The 20,790-nt window shown below is 51.4% G+C and carries 21 protein-coding genes; 13 read left to right on the forward strand and 8 right to left on the reverse strand.

Annotated elements, in window-relative coordinates; translation table 11 throughout:
• Positions 1-16 precede the first annotated feature (16 nt).
• The 4 genes from raiA to ptsP are packed head-to-tail and all read left to right on the forward strand — an operon-like array spanning position 17 to position 3,392.
• The gene (gene raiA, locus EGM51_03400; protein QBG46485.1) at positions 17-313 is read left to right on the forward strand and encodes a ribosome-associated translation inhibitor RaiA; all 297 of its coding nucleotides are present in this window, start codon (positions 17-19) and stop codon (positions 311-313) included.
• A gap of 46 nt (positions 314-359) precedes the next feature.
• Complete coding sequence (hprK, locus tag EGM51_03405; GenBank protein QBG46486.1) at positions 360-1,340, forward strand: HPr(Ser) kinase/phosphatase; 981 nt, start codon at positions 360-362, stop codon at positions 1,338-1,340.
• Positions 1,333-1,611 (forward strand): HPr family phosphocarrier protein, encoded by a 279-nt coding sequence (locus EGM51_03410; protein QBG46487.1) that lies wholly within the window; start codon positions 1,333-1,335, stop codon positions 1,609-1,611. The genes hprK and EGM51_03410 overlap by 8 nt, the downstream gene beginning before the upstream one ends.
• Entirely contained in the window at positions 1,596-3,392 is a 1,797-nt protein-coding gene (gene ptsP, locus EGM51_03415; protein QBG46488.1) for a phosphoenolpyruvate--protein phosphotransferase, read from the forward strand. Before EGM51_03410 ends, ptsP begins: the two co-directional genes overlap by 16 nt.
• A gap of 25 nt (positions 3,393-3,417) precedes the next feature.
• Here ptsP and EGM51_03420 read toward each other — a convergent pair whose 3' ends face one another.
• The 3 genes from EGM51_03420 to EGM51_03430 all read right to left on the reverse strand — a co-directional run bounded on the left by EGM51_03420 (position 3,418) and on the right by EGM51_03430 (position 6,638).
• Positions 3,418-4,137, reverse strand: a complete 720-nt coding sequence (locus EGM51_03420) for a hypothetical protein (GenBank protein QBG46489.1) — start codon at positions 4,135-4,137, stop codon at positions 3,418-3,420.
• A 66-nt stretch (positions 4,138-4,203) separates the two neighbouring features.
• A complete protein-coding gene (locus EGM51_03425) occupies positions 4,204-5,286 on the reverse strand; it encodes a tetratricopeptide repeat protein (protein ID QBG46490.1) in 1,083 nt (360 codons plus the stop codon).
• Complete coding sequence (locus EGM51_03430) at positions 5,262-6,638, reverse strand: ammonia-forming cytochrome c nitrite reductase subunit c552 (GenBank protein QBG46491.1); 1,377 nt, start codon at positions 6,636-6,638, stop codon at positions 5,262-5,264. Before EGM51_03430 ends, EGM51_03425 begins: the two co-directional genes overlap by 25 nt.
• Before the next feature lie 78 nt (positions 6,639-6,716).
• Here EGM51_03430 and EGM51_03435 point away from each other — a divergent pair, with 78 nt between their 5' ends.
• A complete protein-coding gene (locus EGM51_03435) occupies positions 6,717-7,358 on the forward strand; it encodes a carotenoid oxygenase (GenBank protein ID QBG46492.1) in 642 nt (213 codons plus the stop codon).
• 57 nt (positions 7,359-7,415) lie between these two features.
• Positions 7,416-9,566: a serine/threonine protein kinase gene (locus EGM51_03440; GenBank protein ID QBG46493.1), complete on the forward strand. Its 2,151-nt coding sequence runs from the start codon at positions 7,416-7,418 to the stop codon at positions 9,564-9,566.
• 5 nt (positions 9,567-9,571) lie between these two features.
• Here the strand turns inward: EGM51_03440 and EGM51_03445 are convergent, their stop codons facing one another.
• On the reverse strand, positions 9,572-10,201 hold the full coding sequence (locus EGM51_03445) for a sigma-70 family RNA polymerase sigma factor (GenBank protein QBG46494.1): 630 nt from the start codon (positions 10,199-10,201) through the stop codon (positions 9,572-9,574).
• A 170-nt stretch (positions 10,202-10,371) separates the two neighbouring features.
• On the opposite strand from EGM51_03445, the gene EGM51_03450 reads away from it, so the two are divergent.
• The 3 genes from EGM51_03450 to EGM51_03460 all read left to right on the forward strand — a co-directional run bounded on the left by EGM51_03450 (position 10,372) and on the right by EGM51_03460 (position 13,780).
• A complete protein-coding gene (locus tag EGM51_03450) occupies positions 10,372-10,989 on the forward strand; it encodes a dephospho-CoA kinase (GenBank protein ID QBG46495.1) in 618 nt (205 codons plus the stop codon).
• Between the two features lie 2 nt (positions 10,990-10,991).
• Entirely contained in the window at positions 10,992-12,713 is a 1,722-nt protein-coding gene (gene rho, locus EGM51_03455) for a transcription termination factor Rho (GenBank protein QBG46496.1), read from the forward strand.
• 113 nt (positions 12,714-12,826) lie between these two features.
• Positions 12,827-13,780, forward strand: coding sequence for a hypothetical protein (locus EGM51_03460; protein QBG46497.1), 954 nt, complete (start codon positions 12,827-12,829; stop codon positions 13,778-13,780).
• Here EGM51_03460 and EGM51_03465 read toward each other — a convergent pair whose 3' ends face one another.
• Both EGM51_03465 and EGM51_03470 read right to left on the reverse strand, forming a co-directional pair.
• Positions 13,781-14,791 carry a hypothetical protein gene (locus EGM51_03465; GenBank protein QBG46498.1) on the reverse strand — a complete coding sequence of 337 codons (1,011 nt, stop codon included), beginning with the start codon at positions 14,789-14,791 and terminating at the stop codon, positions 13,781-13,783.
• A 17-nt stretch (positions 14,792-14,808) separates the two neighbouring features.
• Complete coding sequence (locus EGM51_03470) at positions 14,809-15,162, reverse strand: hypothetical protein (protein ID QBG46499.1); 354 nt, start codon at positions 15,160-15,162, stop codon at positions 14,809-14,811.
• A gap of 88 nt (positions 15,163-15,250) precedes the next feature.
• Here EGM51_03470 and EGM51_03475 point away from each other — a divergent pair, with 88 nt between their 5' ends.
• Positions 15,251-15,976 carry an SDR family oxidoreductase gene (locus tag EGM51_03475; GenBank protein QBG46500.1) on the forward strand — a complete coding sequence of 242 codons (726 nt, stop codon included), beginning with the start codon at positions 15,251-15,253 and terminating at the stop codon, positions 15,974-15,976.
• Between the two features lie 80 nt (positions 15,977-16,056).
• Positions 16,057-16,404 carry a dihydroneopterin aldolase gene (gene folB / locus EGM51_03480; GenBank protein QBG46501.1) on the forward strand — a complete coding sequence of 116 codons (348 nt, stop codon included), beginning with the start codon at positions 16,057-16,059 and terminating at the stop codon, positions 16,402-16,404.
• A 139-nt stretch (positions 16,405-16,543) separates the two neighbouring features.
• On the opposite strand, the gene EGM51_03485 is transcribed toward folB, so the two are convergent.
• Together EGM51_03485 and EGM51_03490 are read right to left on the reverse strand one after the other, a co-directional pair.
• Complete coding sequence (locus EGM51_03485) at positions 16,544-17,512, reverse strand: acetyl-CoA carboxylase carboxyltransferase subunit alpha (protein QBG46502.1); 969 nt, start codon at positions 17,510-17,512, stop codon at positions 16,544-16,546.
• A 16-nt stretch (positions 17,513-17,528) separates the two neighbouring features.
• Positions 17,529-18,488, reverse strand: a complete 960-nt coding sequence (locus tag EGM51_03490) for a LysM peptidoglycan-binding domain-containing protein (protein ID QBG46503.1) — start codon at positions 18,486-18,488, stop codon at positions 17,529-17,531.
• Between the two features lie 125 nt (positions 18,489-18,613).
• Here EGM51_03490 and EGM51_03495 point away from each other — a divergent pair, with 125 nt between their 5' ends.
• Together EGM51_03495 and EGM51_03500 are read left to right on the forward strand one after the other, a co-directional pair.
• Complete coding sequence (locus EGM51_03495; protein QBG46504.1) at positions 18,614-20,389, forward strand: radical SAM protein; 1,776 nt, start codon at positions 18,614-18,616, stop codon at positions 20,387-20,389.
• 46 nt (positions 20,390-20,435) lie between these two features.
• Positions 20,436-20,693 (forward strand): hypothetical protein, encoded by a 258-nt coding sequence (locus EGM51_03500; protein ID QBG46505.1) that lies wholly within the window; start codon positions 20,436-20,438, stop codon positions 20,691-20,693.
• Positions 20,694-20,790 lie beyond the last annotated feature (97 nt).

Below are 20,790 nucleotides of genomic sequence, written 5' to 3' on the forward strand. Positions count from 1 at the left end.
ACGAAAGGAGCAACCCATGCAAGTTAGCATTACAGGTCGGCATCTCAATGTCACTGACAACGTCAAAGCTCACGTGGAAGAGAAGCTGGAGCGATGTCTGGGTGTGTTTCCGCGAATAGAAACCATTCGGGTGATTCTTGATCAGGAAGCTCGGGAAAATGTGTCTGAAGTGATTATTCAGGCTTCGAATCATATTCGCGTAACGGCAAAAGAGAGGTCGGAGAATCTGTATGATGCGATCGACCGCTCCATTGAACATGCCGAGCGCCAGATGCGCAAAGAGCGAGATAAAGTACAGGATCATCATAAGTAAAGATTCGTGAAGAATTCAGAATGAAGAGTTGCTATTCAGGTGGTAAATTCTTCATTCTGATGTTCTGAATAGATTTTGGAGACCGATCGTGGCCATTACCGTTAAAACTCTGTGGGATGAGGGTGCAGATAAGCTGCAGCTCAGCATTATTGCGGGCGAACAGTATCTGGACCGTAAACTGCCCGAAACCACCATGAACCGTCCGGGGTTGGCGCTGACCGGTTTTTTTCAGTACTTTGCGAATCAGCGTCTTCAGATTTTCGGTCTGGCTGAATTTACTTATATGAAGAGTCTGACGCAGGAGGAGCGTTCCCGGCGGCTGGCGGACCTTTTTGATCAGCAGATTCCCGGCATCGTCATTACCCGGAATCGCAAACCGTCGAAAGAGATGATTGAACTGGCTGAAAAACATAGAGTGCCGGTTTTCCGTACGCCGATGGTGACAATGAACTTTGTGAATGAGTGCACCGTGATTCTTGAGAAGCTGACAGCGCCTCAGGAACGCATTCAGGGTACCTGTCTGGAGATTATGGGTATTGGTGTACTGCTTCGCGGTGATCCCGGGATTGGTAAAAGCGAAACAGCGTTGGCGCTTATCGAACGCGGTTACAGTCTGGTTTCTGACGATGTCACTGAAGTGCGTGCAAATTCCCGTGGCCGGCTGGTCTGCTGGGCCAATGAAGTGACGCGTTATCATATGGAAATCCGGGGTCTGGGGATCATCCATGTGCCGAGCCTGTTCGGGATTGCCGCTATTCGCCGGCAGACGGAACTCGACCTGGTGGTTGATCTGAAAAATCCGACAGGTAATGAGGATCGCACGGGAGTGCAGCCTGAAACGGTTGAAATTATGGGTATAAAGGTTCCGTATATCACGTTGCCGGTCCGTTCCGGGCGTGATATGGCGAATATTGTAGAGGTAGCCGCATTGAACCAGAAGCTGAAGGAGCTGGGTCATGATGCGGCGAAAGAGCTGGATGATAAAATTATCAGCCGGCTTACCAGAGGGCGGGTGCGCAATGGCTGATCAGATCGTGGAGAAAAAGTTTGAAGTGCTCAACGAGTACGGCATCCATGCCCGTCCGGCAGCTCTGCTGGTGAAAGCGGCAGGAAAATATGATTGCGATATTTTCATCGAAAAGGATGGAAACAAAGTGTCGTGTAAAAGCATTATGGGGCTGATGACCATTGAGGGTTATCCGGGAAGTATCATGAAGGTAACTGCGTCGGGGATTGATGCCCAGGAAGCCATGGATGAAATTGAGGAGCTTTTTGTTAACAAATTCGGCGAGGACTGATTCCGGTGTCTGAATCACAGGTGAAAAACGAGATTGCCCTGAAGGGGATCGGCGTATCTCCGGGCATTGCGGTATACACCTGCCGTCTATTTGCTCCTCAGACTGAAAAAGCGGTCCGGCGGTCTATTTCCGAGGAGGAAGTTCCGTTTGAAATAGCGCGTTTTGAAGAAGCGCTTATTGCCACTCATGAACAGATCAGACATATCCAGAAAGAGGTGGCTGATGTGCTGGGTGATGAACATGCCAGTATTTTCGATGCACATATTCTGGTGGTTGATGATCGTACATTTATTGAAGAGGTCATTCGCTCCATCAAGAATGATCTGATCAATGTTGAACCCATTCTGCAGACCGTATCCAACCGTTATGCGGATATGCTGTCAAAAATGGAAGATTCCTATCTCTCGGAACGCGCTGCGGATATCCGGGATGTTACAAAGCGTATTCTTGCCAATCTGGCCGGCGAAACCATCGATCAGATGAAACAGGTGAAAGAGCCCTGTCTTGTGGTGGCGCACGATCTGGCCCCATCCGATACCGCGAGTATTGACCGTAATCTGGTTAAGGCTTTTGCAACTGATCTCGGCAGCTCTACATCACACACCGCTATTATGGCGAAAGCGCTGGAAGTTCCGGCGGTGGTGGGATTGCATAATATAACGGCGGTGGTTTCACCCGGAGATCAGGTGCTTCTTGACGGAGGAAAAGGACTGGTATTTGTCAATCCGACCCGGGAGCGTCTGGAAGAATACCGGAAACGCGCTGAGGAACAGCAGCAGATCCGTACCGAACTGGAGTCTCTGCGGGATAAGGCCCCGGAAACACTCGATGGCTATCTGGTTCCGATCACGGCGAATATTGAACTGCTGGAAGAGCTGGAGGGTGTGGATGCCCGTGGCGCTAAAGGTATTGGTCTGTTCCGGACGGAATTCATGTTTCTGGGCGCTCACAGGCTTCCTTCCGAAGATGAGCAGGCAGCGGCTTATACGCGGGCTGCGAAAAGTCAGTATCCGTCGCCGGTGGTTATTCGTACGCTGGATCTTGGGGCGGATAAAATGCCGGTGGGTTTCGAGAATCCCGATGAGTTGAATCCTTTTCTGGGGGATCGTGCAATCCGGTTGTGTCTTGCGCGGCCGGAGCTGTTTAAAACTCAGCTTCGTGCAATTCTGAGGGCCAGCGTGTATGATAATGTGCGGATCATGTATCCCATGGTCTGCTGTGTTCGGGAGGTGCAGGATGCTAATACGCTGCTGCGCCAATGCATGATGGAACTGAGCGAGGAGGGCGTTCCGTTTAATAAAGACATCCAGATCGGCACGATGATCGAAGTGCCTTCCGCCGCTCTGATTGCTGATATTATTGCGCCGCATGTCAGTTTTTTCAGTCTGGGAACTAACGATCTGATCCAGTACACCATGGCCGTGGATCGTGGAAATGAAAATGTGGCGCACCTTTACAATCCCACACATATGGCCATCATCCGGCTGATTGACCATGTGGTTAAAGTGAGTCATAAAAACGGTTTATGGACGTGTGTCTGCGGACAGATGGCTGCGACGGCTCCGTATGTCCCGTTGCTGATCGGTCTGGGAGTGGATGAGTTGTCGGTGAGTCCGTCGCAGGCACCGTTGATCAAAGATGTAATCCGTAAACTGCATTATTCCAGTGCAGTTGAGCTGGCCCAGACTGCGTTGAATTCACACTCTGCTGAGCATGTTGAGCAACTGTGTATTGATCTTATCCGTAGAATTGCGCCGGAAGTGCTCGAACTTTCGGAATAACGGTTCTTTCAATCCCCGGAACGGTTCAGGCGTCGCCGGCGCGTAAATGCTGTACCTGGACCATCGTGTATTCCCAGCCCTGCTGAATGTACTGCCATGTATAACTGTAAACGGCGACCGTGTCATCTTTCAGTAAATCCCGGAAGGTGGCGGCTTGCGGAGTTCCGACCAGCACCATCCACAGACCGATCACCAGCAGATTCGCAATATAGATGACCGCATACGAGAAGATGCGGCCATGTTCCTGCACATCCGGCTGCTGTTCGGCCAGCATGCTGATGGTGAATGTTACATGAAAGGCCCAGGTGAGGCCTACGCCGGCCAGCCACCAGATACGGTAAGGTTCCACGTCGAGCGACAAGGAAAGCAGATAGTATACGGCAATAACAATGACGGTATAAAACGGAAAAAAATAGGGGGACAGTGTAATCAGAAAATTAGTTCTGGAGAGTTCAACGTGTCCGCCATCTTTACCGACTTTCATGCCGCCGACGCGGCTGCCCATCATCAGGGCCCAGAGGGCATGGGTAAGTTCATGGGCAAGGACATAGGTTCGGACCGGGCGGGGGAGAATGAAATAGATCGCCACCCATACGGCAAATCCGATAGGTAGTGCCCATATTTCCTGCGGATGAGTCGGAGCAGTGGATACCGAATCCTGATAAAGGGCATAAATGGCTGTGGAGACGGCCCAGCAGAGTGGGAGCAGGCCGATCCCGATCAGCATTTTGATGAATTTCCACATGCCGGGTAAGTAGCATTTCCAGGAGGTGGAAGCAATGGATTCCAGCTCCTGAAAACGATACAGATTCTACTGTGCTCCGGAGCGCAGACGCCGTTCCTGATTGACGGCGTAGCGTTTTGCCTCCATCGGAAGCTGCTTGGCTGTTTTGGCTTTTTTGTAAATTTCAAGAGCTTCGGAGATACGGCCCTGTTGCTCAAGGGTGCCGGCCAGTGTGAAATAGGCCTCAGGTGCTGCACGACCGGTGTCGATAACGCGGCGCATGATTTCTTCGGATTCGGATGCGCGCCCGGCCTGCTGAAGGAAATAGAGGTAGGAAGAGGTGTAATTCCAGTTTTCAGGAACCTGAAGCGCCGCCTTTTCGAGCCATTCGAATCCTTCTTTTTCGCCTTTTCGAGCCAGCAGAATCCCCAGGTTATAGGCTGCCTGAGCCATTTGGGGTTCTGCAGCCAATGCGGTTTTCAGATGATTTTCGGCATCGCTCATTTTTCCGAATTCAGCATCCAGCAGGGCGATATTGAAATTAACCATCGGGCTGTTCGGTTCGATTTTCAGTGCGCGCTGTAACATTTCGTAGGCTTTGTCACTGTTGCCGGTGCGGGCATGCACCATAGAAGCGTTGATGAGCGGCTGTACGACATCATCACGCAGTTCCATCGATTTTTCGTAGGCGGCGAGTGCTTTTTCGGGTTCGCCGATACGGTCGTAATAGATTCCCTGATTATAGTGGGTGGACCATCGGTCGGGCCAGATGATCAGTGAGTTCCAATATTCGTCGTGTGCTTTTTCGTAGGCTTCGCGTTCGGCCTCGGAAAAACCGGACAGGTTGCGGGCGATCAACGACTGGGCAGCTCGGATACGAACGGTGCGGAAACGGTCGGTGCAGCGTTCGAGGAGGGCTTTGGTGGTTTCGTAAGAGTTGTCGTACTGAATCGAGGCTGCGGCCGCGGCACGAACCCACTCGTGTTTGTGGTTCAGCTGTTCGCGCATTTTCGGCCATTTTTCGGGATAAGGGCAGTTTACCAGCAGGCGGAGCATGGCTACGCTGACTGCAGGATCGCAGTCCTCATCGTCGAAGAACGCCAGAATTTCCGGAAGACGGTCCCATTCGCCTTCGCGGCAGAGGCTTATGATGCGGCCCTGCTTGAGCACCGGTTCGCCGGATTTTTCGCCGAACCATTCTTTGACATAGCGTGCGGCCCATTCGACATCCTCTTTTTGTGGCCTTTATAATCGCCCATGATGGCTTCGGGATTGTTATGGCAGAGGTTGCAGGCGTTCGGGGAGCCGAATTCAAGGGTTGCCTGCGGAGACGGGGGGCGGAAAGTGTGATCGGAGCGTGACATGAATGCCTGTGCAGTTGTCGGCATATGACAATCGATGCAGGTAACTCCGGCTTCGGCGCTATGATGTGAATGTTCGAGAATATTGTCTACCCGTTCCCGGTGGCAGGGGAGGCAGGACTGGTTCGGGTTGTCTTTGAAACGGAAACGGCCGCTTGATGTGTGGCAGTGAATGCATTCCAGCTGTCCGGAGAGTGCGCATTGGTTGGCCATCCAGGCGGTTTGAGTGTAGTTTTCGCCGAGATCCCGACCGTCCGGCCAGAAATCGCGGTCTTCGTAGGAGGTGAGGTCGTAGTGGTCGAAAAAGAGTTCGCCCGGGGTGAAGTCGCGGGTGAGGATCTGGCCTTTGGCGTGGCAGGGGCCGCAGGTGGAGTCGCGCTGTTCAAGATTGAGATCTTCGTGGAAACGAAGGAGTTTGAGATCTTTCAGCTTCTCTCCTTTTGCCGCCGCTTCTTCGGCGGCTTTTACATGGGCTTCGGCGGGGCCGTGGCATACTTCGCAGTTAATACCTTCCTCTTTCCAGGTGGTGTTGTAGGAATCGTCTTCGGGATTATAGTTTTTTTCGAGCTGGCTTACATGGCAGTCATGACAGGAGGTGTTGAAGGTGAGCGAGCGGTCGGTCCAGTGTACGGCTGAATCAGCCGGGCCGTCGTCCTGGAAATCGCGCACCATGCTGCCGGTGGCATCATACCATTCGCCGCTATGAACATAATAGGCAACCGGTGCGACCTGCAGTTTCCCTTTTTCCATGGGAATAAGGAAATAACGGACATTGCGTCCGCCGAAGGAGTGGCGGATCCGCCAGGTTTTTTCTGTGCCGTCGGCCAGAATTCCATGGAGGACACCGCCCTGTTCGTCGAATTTGACAATGAAGGATTCATCGCCGATTTTCAGAGGTTCCTTCATCGGTTTCATGGTTTTCACCAGACGTGCGCTGAAAGCCTCCATCGCTTTCCCGTGGTGTGAAGTGCTCCAGAGTTCGTAAAACCGTTCGTGGCAGGCCAGGCAGTCGGATGAACCGAGATATTCACCCTGAGCGGTGAAGTCTATGGCTGAAGCCGATGTGGCGGACAGAAGAAGTGTTGTGGTGTAGGCAGCGATTTTGGTTAGCTTTTTCATGTTCTCAGTATGTAGTGTTTTTTCTGCTGTAAGTACAGTCATTTAGGATGACAGACATGTAATAAGACGGCGCGAATCTACTGGTTTTGCAATCTTTCTGACGCTATCTTAAAGGTCTAAATGAGTGATAAGAAAACGACGATTCTATTCGATTTTGATGGTACATTGGCTGAAACCATGATGCTGATTCATGAGGTGTTCAACAGCCTTTCGGGTATTTACGGCTATCGACATCTTCCGACAGAGGAGATTGCGGCCGCGCGTCATTTAACAGTGCGTGAGTTTATTGATCATGTTGGTATTCCGCTTTGGAAGGTGCCGATCATTGCGATTCATGCACGCCGTTTAATGCACGCTTCCATGGAGCAGGTTATGCCTCCTGAAGGATTGGTGGATGTGCTGACGCAGATCCATGAGAGTGGCCGGTATATGATGGACATTCTCACATCCAACCGTCGGAAAAATGTCATGACCTTTCTGGCCCGGCACCGGATCAACTGGTTTGATGAGGTTGAAGCCACGCATGCTATTCTCAGCAAACGCCGGCGGGTGGAGAAATATATCCGCAACAGGGGGCTGAATCCCGGCGATCTCTATTATATCGGGGACACGACCGTTGATGTGGAGAGTGCACGGTATGCCGGGGCAAAGACGGTGGCGGTTTCCTGGGGACTGAATACGCCGGAGGCCCTGGCTAAAGTGAATCCTGATTTTCTGGTGAATGATCCTGCAGAACTGCTCGCTATTTTTCCTTCGGTTTAACGGTTTCCAATGATTGGAAACGGGATATAGTGGTATCTCTAACCATTGGAAGTGAAGATGAACGACGGGGACAGCAAGGAACTGGAGCGGGATTTCAGTGAGCGTTTTGAAACGCTCGCCAGTTTTTATGATACGGATGCCCTCACTATGTCAGAGGAGGAAGTGCAATCTCTGACGCCGATTCTTAATTCGCTGAAACAGGATAAGCACCGGTATCGGGTTATTGATGAAATTGCCGAGGGCGGCGAAAAAAAGATTCTGCTCGTTCACGATCACCGGTTGGACCGTCGCATTGCCATGGCACGAGCTGTTCGGAACAAGTCGCCGCAGGATCTTGAGCAGTTTCTGCGCGAAGCGCGTCTGACGGCCAATCTTGCCCACCCGAATATCATGCCGGTTTACAATATGGGTCTGGATGAGGAGGGCGAGCCGTTTTTCTCCATGGAGTTGATTCCCGGGGACAGTCTGAAGACGATTATCCGTAAATTGCGCGACGGCGATCCGGCCTACCGGATGGATTATCCGATTGAAACCCTGCTGAATATTTTTCTGAAAATCTGTGAGGCGATTGCCTATGCGCATTCACGCGGGGTGCTTCATCTCGATATAAAGCCGGATAATATCCGCGTCGGGGAATTCGGAGAGGTGCTGGTTTGTGACTGGGGGCTTGCGCGGGTAGTTCATGGTACACCTGATCAGAATGCTGAAGATTCCACAGAACTCGACGGGGATATTCTCAATGATATGACGCTGTCGGGTACGCTGAAAGGTACGCCGGGATTTATGGCGCCGGAACAGACGCAGGCCTATGGTGAAAAAACGGAGAAAACCGATATCTATGCTCTTGGAGCACTGTTGTATAATCTATTGACGTATCGGCTTCCGGTTGAGGGAAATTCGGCCAATGAAGTCATTCAGAATACGCGGGCCGGAAAAGTCATTTCTCCGCGACGGCGCCGCCCGGACCGCAGGGTTCCGAAGAGTCTGGTGGCGGTGGTGATGAAGGCGTTGGCACTGGAACCGGCGGACCGGTATGACAGCGTGCTGGAGTTGCGGTCTGAGATTCAGCAGTTTCTGAGCGGGCATCCGACCAAAGCCGAGCATGCCGGCTGGATTACGAAAACTTCACTGCTGCTGCAGCGCCACAGCCGCGTTTCGTTTCTGCTGATTTCGTTTCTGATTATCCTGGCCTTTGTTATTTCCGGTTATCTGGTTGAAATTGCTCATGAAAAGGCGGAGGCGATTGCGGCACGTAAAAATGCTGAAGCCAATTTCCAGCTGTATAAAAAGGAGCAGCAGCAACGCCAGCAGCTCGGCGTGAATCTGGGCGAGGCGGTTTCCTATACGGTACGCAGCCGTGACTTTGTGAATGCGGCCTCTATGATTCAGCTGCTTGAAACCGGGCTGAAAGAAAATGTGGATACGGTCAAGCGGCAGAACCTTTTTGAGCAGAAGGGTATTCTTCATTTTGTGCTGCAGGAGTTCAATGCCGCCAACGACAGTTTCGAGAAGGCCGGTGAATCCAAGCGGATCGGGCAGCTTCGAACGCTCAGCGAAAAATATGCAAAAATCAAACCGGTGGATAAAAAGCAACTCACCGACCGGCAGCTGGCTGATCTTATTCATGAGTCGAACTCAGCGCAGCAGATGACTATTTTTTATGTCTATTATCACCATATGCGCCGTCGGCCTTCACTTGCAAAGGCGGTGGATTATGAGCCGCTGGCCGCTGCCGTGCTGGATAAGCTGAACTATACGAACTACGCTAAAAAGAACGGACTTAAGTATACCTGGACGAAAGAGGGCGGTATACTTGATCTCAAAGGATCGCCCTACACCGTTTTTTCAATCAACATCATTGGCGTCTATCGCCGGAATGTGCTCGAACCGCTTGAGCTGAAATCGCTGGATTTGAGTAATACCCGGATTGAGCATCTGTATGAGTTGCGTGGCATGCAGCTGGACGAATTGAAAATTTCGGGCGTTGCCATCTCCAGTAAATCGAAATCCTCGATGCTGAATCAGCTCAATCCTCTTCGTTTGAAGCGGATCGTGATGGATGTTAACAAGTTTCCTGAAGATACCGTTGCGGCTCTTAAGGAGAAAATGGAGGTGGTCGGCACTTATGCCGAAGCTGAACGCTTGAAAAAGATTGCGGAGGAACGGCGGAACGCTGGGCGTAAAAACCGGGCGGCCACGAAGAAGTAGCAGGTCTATTCAAGCTCGTTGCGAAGGTGCCGGATTTCCTGAATCAGACGTTCTTTCACGCGGTTTTTCAGACGGTAAACCGAGTTCTCTTTCAGGCCCAGTTCGCAGGCGATCTCTTCAACGCTTTTGCCCTTCAGGGTGAGGCGGAATGCATCGACGGCCTTACCGGAAAAAAGCGGTTCAATGTTTTCCAGTGCCATATTGGTGAGATGGATTTCCCACTCCCGTTCCGCAATATCATTGATTTCCGGAAGGCGGATGGCTTTGAGATAGGTGAGTGTGTCGTCTTTGCTGGCTTTCTCCAGGCGGTTGGCTTCGCGGGTGCGTTTGCGAATGAAATCCGTAACACAGTTTTTGGTTACCGTACTGAGCCAGCTGCGGAAACGGTTGATTTTTTCGTATTCCATTTTGGGCAGACTGTTCCATAGATTAATCAGCACCTGCTGCAGGATATCCTCGGTATCGTGCTCGGAAATATTCATGCTCCGGATGATGGCATAAATATAACGACGATATACGCGTACAAACTCTTCCCAGGACTGTTCGTCCTGCTGGTTCTGAACGCGCTGAATAAGGGTTGCTCGGGTTTGATACTGATCTTCGGCCGCCACGGGTCTGTCTCTCCTGCTGAAAATGAACTGTTAAGCTAGGCCCGGAGCGCTGAAAAAGCAAAGAGATAATTGGCTGAATGTAGTGGCAGGGGGTTGACATATCCGGTGGAAATCCCTAAAACGTCACAAGTTTCAGAGTGAAACGCTTCTCTTATGTTCTGGGGATTCCAACTCAAACTTTCATTCCAACATTCATGTCGGATCTACATCGTAAGACCATCACATTAGGGATAACCGGTGGTATTGCGTGCGGAAAATCGGAAGTGGGAAGGATTCTCGGTGAGATGGGTTTTGCTGTGTGCGATGCAGATCGTGTTGCACATGGTCTGATGGACAAGGGGACGCCGGTTTTTCAGCGGGTTATTGATCACTTCGGTGATGAAATACTTACGGAAGACGGGCGGATATCGCGTCCCGATCTTGGTAAAATAGTGTTTGAAGATTCATCCCGGCTCAAACTGCTGAATGCGCTGGTACACCCGGCTGTCAGGGAAGCATTGGAAACGTGGATGACGGCACGGAAAAATGAAAATAGATCTTCGGCCATCCTGCTGCCATTGTTGTTTGAAAGCGGAATGGACGATCTCGGATGGGATGCGGTGGTCTGTGTTTCAAGCTCTGAACAAACTGTTTTTCAACGATTGGAAAAGCGCGGGCTGAGTCCGGAAGAAGCTGAACAGAGAGTTCTCTCCCAAATGCCGCTGGCTGAAAAAGAGAGTCGGGCGGATGTTGTGATTCCAAATCATGGAACTCTGGGGGAACTGGAGTTGGCCGTACGGAGAATCGTTGGGGCCATCATGCTTGAAAGGTAAATATGAACGACGAAAAAGACGTGGTTGAAGAGGTTAAACCCGCTGCGGAAGAGCCTGCGGCACCGGCAAAGAAAAAAGCGAGCAAGAAGAAAGCTTCAAAAAAGAAAGCAGCCGCAAAGAAAACGGCAGAAAAGGCCGAGCCGAAAGAAAAGGTTGAAGCGGTAGAAAAGACTGAGCCGGTGAAAACAACGGAACCGGCAGAAAAAAGTGAGCCGGAGGAAAAGACCGAAGCCCCTAAAGCCGAAGCGCCGGAAACGGCAACTGCCGAAGCGCCGGCTTCCAAACCGGCCGAAGCGCAGAAAAGGCCGCCGCAGGAAAATGATCAGGGTGGAGACCGGAAGCAGAATAACCATCCGCGCCAGAACAATGGCAAACAGAATAACGGAAAGTTTAATAAAAAGAACCGGAATAAAAACAAGCAGCGCCGCAATGAAGAGCCGCCGCCGAATACCGAAAATCTGCCGCCGTTTTCCCTGCACGAAATGCAGGTGACACCGATTAACGATATCAAAAACCTGGCCGAAGAATACGGCCTGCAGGACTATGCCGGCTACAGTAAGCATCAGCTGATTTTCGAACTGCTGAAAAATCACGGTCGTCGTGGAGGGCCGTTGCAGGGCCGCGGAGTGCTGGAAGTGCTGCCCGACGGATTCGGGTTCCTTCGCTCGCCGCTGAACAGTTACCAGCCTGCTCCGGATGATATCTATGTCTCTCCATCGCAGATTCGGCGCTTCGGTATCCGCACCGGCGATTATATCGAGGGTTCCATTCGCGCCCCGAAAGAAAAGGAACGTTTCTTTGCGCTCTACAAAATTGAACGCATCAATGAGGACGAGCCCGAACATGCGCGCAAGCGGGTACCTTTTGAAAACCTGACCCCGCTCTTTCCGGATGAACGATTGGTCATGGAAGTGGAAAACCCGAAAGAGATCTCTATGCGGGTAATCGATCTTGTTACGCCGGTCGGTAAAGGCCAGCGCGGGCTGATTGTGGCTCCGCCGCGAACCGGTAAAACGGTTCTCATGCAGAAAATGGCCAATAGTATTTCGGCGAATAATCCGGAAGCAAAACTGATCATTCTGCTGATTGATGAACGTCCGGAGGAGGTGACGGACATGCGGCGGAATACTAAAGCCGAAGTGCTTGCTTCCACGTTTGATGAGCCGCCGGAGCGGCATACTCAGGTGGCTGAAATTGTGATCGAAATGTCAAAGCGTCTTGTGGAAAAAGGACAGGATGTTGTTATCCTGCTCGACTCCATCACCCGCCTTGCACGTGCGTACAACACCACGTCGCCGCACTCAGGGAAGATTCTTTCCGGTGGTGTTGATTCGAATGCGCTGCATAAACCGAAGCGCTTTTTCGGTGCGGCACGGAATATTGAAAATGGCGGCAGTCTGAGCATTATTGCCACGGCCCTGGTCGATACGGGAAGCCGAATGGACGAGGTGATTTTTGAGGAATTCAAAGGCACCGGTAACATGGAGCTTCATCTGGACCGCGAATGTGTGAATAAGCGGATTTATCCCGCGATTCATATCGAAAAATCGGGGACGCGAAAGGAAGAGCTTCTGCTTCATCCTGATGAACTTTCCAGAATATGGACCCTCCGTAAGGCCCTGAAAGATGTGCCGGGCGTGGAGGCCATGGAACTGCTCATCAACCGGCTCAAAAAAACCAGCAGCAATCTGGAGTTTCTGATGACTCTGCAGGGCAATCAGTAAGGACATTTTCAGTGATTGGGGAAAGGCGGCTGGATGGCCGCCTTTTCTATTTTCCGGCTTTTGACAATATTGCTCCGGTGGGTTAGCCTGCGCTAGGTGTCAACGGAGGATGTATGCAGACGACGTCTAAGGTGAATGCGATACTGCTGGCCGGTGATCGACGTGCGAGTATTGCACTCCATAATGAAAATAAAGCCTTTCTGGAGCTTCGTGGAAAACCGCTCTTTATCCATGTGCTCGAAGCCTTGCTTGGGGCTGCGCATGTAGGCGGGGTTGTGATTGTCGGACCTCGTGAGCGACTGCTCAAATCGTTGGATACCTTTCAGATTTCGGATAGAGTTACCGTAGTCGAACAGCGCGAAAATATGATCGACAATTTCAAGGTCGGTTATATCTGCTCACTGGGGTTGGATGAAACAACCGAATTCTGGAGTCTGAAGGAGTCCGGTCATAAATCCACTCCGGTGCTGGTGGCTCCCTGCGATATCCCGATGCTGCTTCCCGAGGAAGTGGATGAATTTTTAAACCGTTCTAACATGCATGAGTACGACTATTCCATCGGGGTGACCTCGAAAAACGTACTGCGGCATTATCATCCGGATGAGAACCATCCCGGCATTCGCATGATTTATTTTCATGTGAAAGAGGATTTCATGCGGCATAACAACCTGCATGTTGCCAAACCATTGATGCTTAATCATCTGGACTACATTGAAAAGATGTATGAATGGCGGTACCAGACCCGGCTGGCCAATATTGTCCGGATGATTTTTTCAGCACTCACGCACGGATTCCGTTTTGCCAAGGGGCTCCGTGTGTTTATTTTGATGCAGTTTTCTCTGTACTGCGATCGGCACAGGCATCCGAAACTGGCCGACCGGATTCGCTCAATGGCCGGTTTTAACCGGCTTTCGGAAGGGATCGGTAATGTTCTGGGGGCGCGGGTTCAGATCGTTTATACGCATTTCGGCGGTGCTGCGCTTGATGCTGACAATGAAAAGGATCTGGCGGTCATGGAGCAGCGTTATGAAGATTGGATGAAGGATCAGCGGAGTCTGTTCTCCTGATCAGGAGATTTTTTCAACAACAATGCGGTTGCCGTGTATTTCCACCACTCGGATTTCGGTTTGTCGGGCGATAAAATCGCCGCGCGTTACTACATCAGTTTTCCGTTCGTCAATGTAGGCTGTTCCGCCGGGCCGCAGGTCGGAATGTGCAATTCCCTGCAGGCCCAGCAGCGTGTTGTCCTCCTCCGGGTCCGGTACTACATCCTGCAGGCTCAGACTTTTCAGGGCTTTGGTTTCCGGAAGAAATTTCCCGGCGAGAATGGCAATGAAAAATGTGCCGATGAAGGCAATCATGACTTTCAGCAAGGGGACTGAAAATGTTTCCGGAGAGAAATCCACCGGCCGCCAGGAGCCGGGCATACGTTCGCTCATGGCATTGACAAAGGATGCAAAAATGAGCAGAAGGCCGGAAAACCCCATAATACCGAAGCCGGGAGTGATGAAAATTTCAATCGCCAGCAGGCTGAGGCCGAGAAAAAACAGGATCAGGTCTTCATAACCCGAGAGTCCGGCGATGTGGTGGCCGAAGAAAAAGAGCAGCAGACAGACAGCGCCGGCAATGCCGAAAATACCGATGCCCGGTGTTTTGAATTCCAGCCACAGGCCGCCGAGTCCGATCATCATTAGAACCGGAGCGATGGAGGCAATCAGTCGAGCCAGTTTTTCGGCAGCCGTCACTTTGAGTATCCGTTTTTCCGCGCCGGTCAGTTCTATTTTGTCTAGCAGAGCATCAATATCCTTTACGGTACCTTTTGAAAGCAGGGGCGTTTGGTTTTCGCCGACGAGCTGCTCGGCCTCTTTGTTTGTGAGTGTGAGGAGCCGTCCTTCCTCACTGATGACTGTTCCGTTTACACTGTATTCCATGTCGGCACGGACCATGGCTTCAGCCAGTTCGGGATCATAGCCGCCCTGTTCCGCAGCGGCCCGAACCATTGCTGCAACGGCTGAGGTCATTTTTTCCTGCACTTCATCCGGCATATCCTGAACGCCGCCCATGGGAGACATCATCATCGGGGTGGCTGCACCGATCACACTGCCGGGGCCATATAGATGTTCGGGGTGGCCATGGCAATGATCGCGCCGGCGGAATAGGCATCCTGTTCAATAAAGGTATAGGTCGGGATTTCGATCTTACCGATGATGTCAATGATCTCCTTGGCCGCATTCACTGCGCCGCCGGGGGTATCCATTTCAAAGATGATGGCATCGGCGTTTTTGCTGACGGCGTCATTGACGCCGCGCCGGATCACATAGACCAATGCGGGTTCAATCATATCTCTGATCGGTACGATGTAAACCAGCGGGGTTTCATTGGTAGTCCGGCCTTTTGCCGGGAGCGACAGCAGCAGGGAAGTCAGTGTGAATAGGAATATCCGAAGCATGGAAATTTCTCCGTTAGATGCAGAAGTATTTTTTTCCAGAGTCAGGAAAAAGGAAAGGCTAAACTTCCAATGACTGAAAAAGGTGCTTATGCTGGAGTTTATTATGAATCTTTCAGGAAAAAGAGCGTTGGTGACCGGTGGAGCGGTGCGAATCGGCAAAGCGATTGTTCGGGCCCTTCAGGCGGAAGGTGCAGAGGTGGTGGTTCACTATCTCGGTTCTCAAGCGGAGGCTGAGGCACTTTCACCTTATACGGTTCGGGCAGATCTGGGTAATTTGGAAGAGGTATCCGGACTGGTCGAGACTGCAGGACCGCTGGATATACTGATCAACAATGCCTCACTTTTCACGAGAGATTCTCTGGCTGAGGCCCGGCCTGAGCGTGCGCTTCGGGAACTGAATGTAAATCTGCTTGCACCGTTGGAACTGATCCGCTGTTTTGCACAACAGGCCGGAAGCGGTGCGGTGATAAACCTACTTGATCGACGTATTCGTGCCAATGATTCTTCGGCACTGCCGTATTCTCTTTCCAAGAAAGGATTGGAAGAGCTGACCAGACTGGCTGCGCTCGAACTGGCACCGGGGATCCGTGTGAATGGTGTTGCACCGGGACCGATTCTTCCTCCTCCGGGGGATAGCGGAGAACATTTTGCTGAGCGGGCAGGGCGGATTCCTCTGGAGATTTTTCCAACACCTGGAAATATTGCGGAGGCCGCTATTTTTCTTCTGAAAGCAGACTACTGTACCGGTCAGGTTATTTTCGTGGACGGCGGTCAGCATCTGCTGGGTAATGGTGTGTTTAATCAGGGAGTATAGGCGGCTTTGCCGTATTTTTAAATTGTTGATTTCCAATTGCGGTTGAGGGGGGCTGCGATGGGAGCAATATAGGAGAGGTTATGGATAAGATTTTTATTCGCGATTTGGCGCTACGGTGCATCATCGGCATTTATCCGGAAGAACGCCGTGAAAAGCAGGATGTTGTGATTAATGTGGAAATGCATGCCGATCTGCGTTCGGCGGGACGGTCGGATAACATTGAGGAAACGGTCGATTACAAAGCCATAAAGAAGGCCATTCTAGCTCTTGTAGAGGGTAGTTCGTTCCAGCTGATAGAATCATTGGCAGAACATGTCGCCGAAATTGCTCTGGCAAACAAAATGGTCAAGCGAGTGATTGTGACCATTGATAAACCGGGAGCCCTGCGCTTTGCCCGGGCGTCTGCCGTCGAAATCAGCCGGCCCTGAAGTATCTATTTCATACATTTGAATGTATGAGTTATAAATCCGCAATCACACTGAATATTTATGAGTTTCATACATTTAAATGTGTGAATAATTCATCAAAGTATTATTCGGGTTCACTGAAAAGCAAGGTGCTGATTTTTTAGGCAATGCTACCTTCAAATTCGCCCATGGCACGGAACTTGTTGTAACGGTCTTCCAGGATTTCTTCATCGGTCATGGCTTTCAGTTCGGCCAGATTTTCGAGCAGAGCGGTTTTAAGATTTGCAGCTGCCGCATCGTGATCCGTATGGGCACCGCCTTTGGGTTCAGGGATTATGGCATCCGCGAGTTTTAGCTCCATTAAATCTTTTCCGGTAATCTTCAGGGCTTCGGCAGCTTTGTCGGAGTATGCGCGGTCTTTCCAGAGAATGGCGGCGCATCCTTCCGGTGAAATCACAGAGTAGTAGGCGTGTTCCATAATGAGAATGCGGTTCCCGATGCCGATGCCGAGCGCGCCGCCGGATCCGCCTTCACCGATGATGACGCAGATGATCGGAACTTTGAGGTTAAAGCATTCCCGCAGGTTTACCGCGATGGCTTCGGCAATGTGGCGTTCCTCGGATTCCAGACCGGCGTAGGCGCCTTTGGTATCAATCAGGGTAACGATCGGTATGTTGAATTTGTCGGCAAGTTTCATCAGGCGCAGCGCTTTGCGGTATCCTTCCGGATGAGCGCAACCGAAATTGGTTTCCACGTTGGATTTTGTATCGCGTCCTTTCTGGGAACCGATAATCATGATTTTCTGCCCGTCAAGTTTGGCGAAGCCGCCGACGATGGCTCGGTCGTCGCGGTGAATACGGTCACCATGGATTTCTACGAAGTCGGTGCACATGGCGTTGATATAATCCATGGTATAGGGCCGGTTCGGGTGACGGGCCACCTGGACTTTCTGCCATGCCGTAAGATTGGCGTAGATGTCGGTACGGGTCTGCTCGATCTTTTCCTTCATGTTCTGGATTTCGTGGGAAACATCGATGTCCTGTTCCTGACTGAACGCCTCAAGCTCGGCGAGTTTGGTTTCCAGAACCTGTATCGGGCTCTCAAAGGGCAGACTGAACGGTGCACTCATATTTTCTCCTAAGAAATTAGTCGCTGATTATAACGGTTGTTTTGCGCGGAACAATGTCGAACAGTTCTTCAACATCTTCGTTGAGCATGCGGACACAGCCGGCGCTGGACTGTTTGCCGATGCTGTCGCGCTCCCAGGTTCCGTGGATCCCGAAGCCGGTAATTTCCGGGTGTTCGTCCGATACGATCTTCATCCAGCGGGTACCCAGCACATTCTCGGGATCGCCGTATTCAATCTGCTTGCCGTCTGTAAAGCGGGTCCACGGCGGCTCGGTGATTTTGTCCACAATTTTGAATTCGATGGCCGGTGTTTTTCCGAATTTACCGGTTCCGACGGGATAGCGTTTGAACAGTTTGTCGCCCGCCATGAGATCCAGGGTGTTCCGGCTTTTCGAAACGCGGATGCTGAAGTTTCCGTTATATACCACCAATGCGGCACCGGCCCGGATTGTATCGGTCTTCATGCCGTTCATATCTTTGATGAGAGCTACAGTGATGTTGTATTTCTTGGCGATTTTCTGAAGATAATCACCCGGTTGAATGGAATAGCGCTCTTTCCCGGGCATCGGGATTGATGATTTCAGAAGCCTGATATTCACATCGCCAAGCAACTCTATGGCTTTATCGTTAGGAGAACGGGCAACAATGTCATCGAGCTGGCTTTTGGCTTCCAGCAATTGACCGGCTTCGAGTGCCGCCTCCGCATCGGAAATAGCTGAAAGGATGGCCGGGGATGCTTCAACGGAATGGATCGGTTCCGGAATTCCCGGAACCAGCGGTTCCGGCGTGCTCATCATGGCTGGAACAGCCGGTTCCGGCGTGCCGGCGGTTTCGGGATCATCGGTTTTCTTGTCTTTCTGCCAGATCATGTATGCCGCCACCAGTGCAACCTGGATCAGGATGATGACCACAAAAACGGTCTTCCATCGACCGCCGCCGCGGTTGTTATATGTGCCTGCATAAATAGGTTTTGCCATAGTAGAAGTCCCTCAGATTCGTAAAAGATTCTCATTAATGCATATTCAGCTTTTCCCGTGCAATCATATTACGGATTACAGTTGGAAATACGTACATTGAACCTATATTTTTAAAACCTGCAACCATGAAAATACTGTTGATTACACCGCCGCTGCTTCAGCCCAATACGCCCTATGCCGCCACGCCGTTGCTTACGGCCTGGCTTAAAGCGCAGGGGCACGATGCTTTTCAGTCTGACCTTTCGTTGAAACTTTTGTTGAAATTATTTTCCCGCGAAGGGCTGTCTGCAGTTTTTGAAGCGCTGGAGTTTCTGCCGGAGGCCGCCGAGCCCTATCTGAAAACGGTTGAGCCGGTCATAGCTTATCTGCAGAACCGGAATCCGTGCGCGGCAGAACAGATTCTGAAACGGGGCTGGCTGCCTGAAGGCGCGCATCTGGCCCGGGCCTATGAAATGGAGGAGCAGCTCGGATGGAATTTCCGTGGACTGGATTCCATGGATCGTGCGCGCTATCTGGCCGGTCTGTATCTTGACGATATTGCCGATGCTGCCGCTGGGCTGGATCCGAATTTCGGGTTTTCCCGTTACGGAGAAAAACTGGCCGCCAGTGTTCCGGATTTTGGGAAAATACGGAATGAACTTGAGAGAGGCCGTTCCTTGTTTTTTCAGTGGGTGGAAGAACTGACGGATGAGGAAATGATTCGTCATCGTCCCGGAATGGTTGTGCTGACCGTTCCGTTTCCGGGGTGTCTGCTTGGAGCACTGATTATCGCGCGTCGTATAAAGCATACCTGTGCAGGGGTGCACATTGTGCTGGGCGGAGGGTATGTGAATACTGAACTTCGTCGTCTTGCCGATCCGTCGATTTTCGAGTACGTGGACAGTATTACGCTCGACAGTGGTTTTCTACCGCTTAAACAGCTGGCCGGGGGCGGGGATCCGGTACGGACCTTTAAGCGGGTGGATGGCCGGGTTGTGTTTATGTCTGCGGAAAAGACCGAGGTGCCGCATGGGGATCTTCCACCGCCTGATTTTCGGGGGCTGGAGCTTGATGACTATTTCGGGGTGTTCGAGACACTCAATCCGGTGACCCGGCTCTGGTCGGAAGATCGGTGGAATAAACTGGTGCTGGCGCACGGGTGCTGTTGGAGTCGCTGTGCATTCTGTGATACCTCCATTGATTATATCTGTCGTTATGATCCGGCAGATCCGGGAGTGATCTGCGACTGGATCGTTCATGTGATGAATGAAACCGGTTTCAGCGGTTTTCACTTTGTGGATGAAGCGTTGCCGCCGGATCTGCTCGACGGCCTGTGTGATGAAATTCAGCGGCGCAGACTCGAAATTGAGTGGTGGGGGAATATCCGGTATGAAAAACGATTTTCTACAGCGTTGATTCGTAAAATGGCCGATGCGGGTTGTATTGCGGTTACCGGGGGGCTGGAAACAGCATGTGACCGGACGTTGAAGCTGATGCAGAAAGGCATTGTGATGAAGCATGCTATGCGTGTGCTTACCGATCTGGCTGAGGCCGGGGTTCTGACTCATGCCTACCTGATGTATGGTTTCCCGACGCAGACTGAGGCCGAGATTTTCCAGGCATTGGAAGCTGTGCGCGATCTTTTCGACCGTGGTGTGCTGCATTCGGCGTATTGGCATCGGTTTGCCCTGACGGCCCATAGCCGGATTGCGAAAAATCCGGAGCAATATAATGTCACCGTTCCGGAAATTCCGCCGGCTTTTTTTGCGCAGAACGAGATTCCGTTCTACACGGCATTTGATCATGACCCTGATGTCGTCGGGAAGGTGCTGAAGCGTGCGACATATAATTATATGCTCGGTCTGGGGCTGGATTTGCCGGTAGATGCGTGGCGAAGGGAGAGTGAAAAAATAATATTTTAGAATTCTATTATGATATCTTTTTGTTACTTTCTTTCCGGGTGTTAATATGATATTGAAAAACAAAGGTATATCATGGTTGGTTGCGGTCCTGCTGTTATCGGTTTCAGTGCCGGCGCAGGATGCGGCAAAAGAGGGTGAAGTGTTGGCCGCTTCGGAAAATGGAAAAAAAGTAACGGCGGTTTATGGAGTTACGGCAGATGATTATCTCATCAGACAGAAGGCCGTCCGGGGGAAACTCGTGCAGAATACCGAGGTTACCGCTCCCGGCAGCCGCTGGAGCTTCCCGACGCTTTTTATTTTATAGGCGGTCCCGTTTTATTTCTTATTCTGTTGCGTGTGGTGGTTGCTTTTATCATCTCTTTTGAAGAGATGCGCAGGGAGGAGGAGAATCAGGCGGCCAG

It is taken from the genome of Verrucomicrobia bacterium S94, assembly GCA_004299845.1.
Classification (GTDB): domain Bacteria; phylum Verrucomicrobiota; class Kiritimatiellia; order Kiritimatiellales; family Pontiellaceae; genus Pontiella.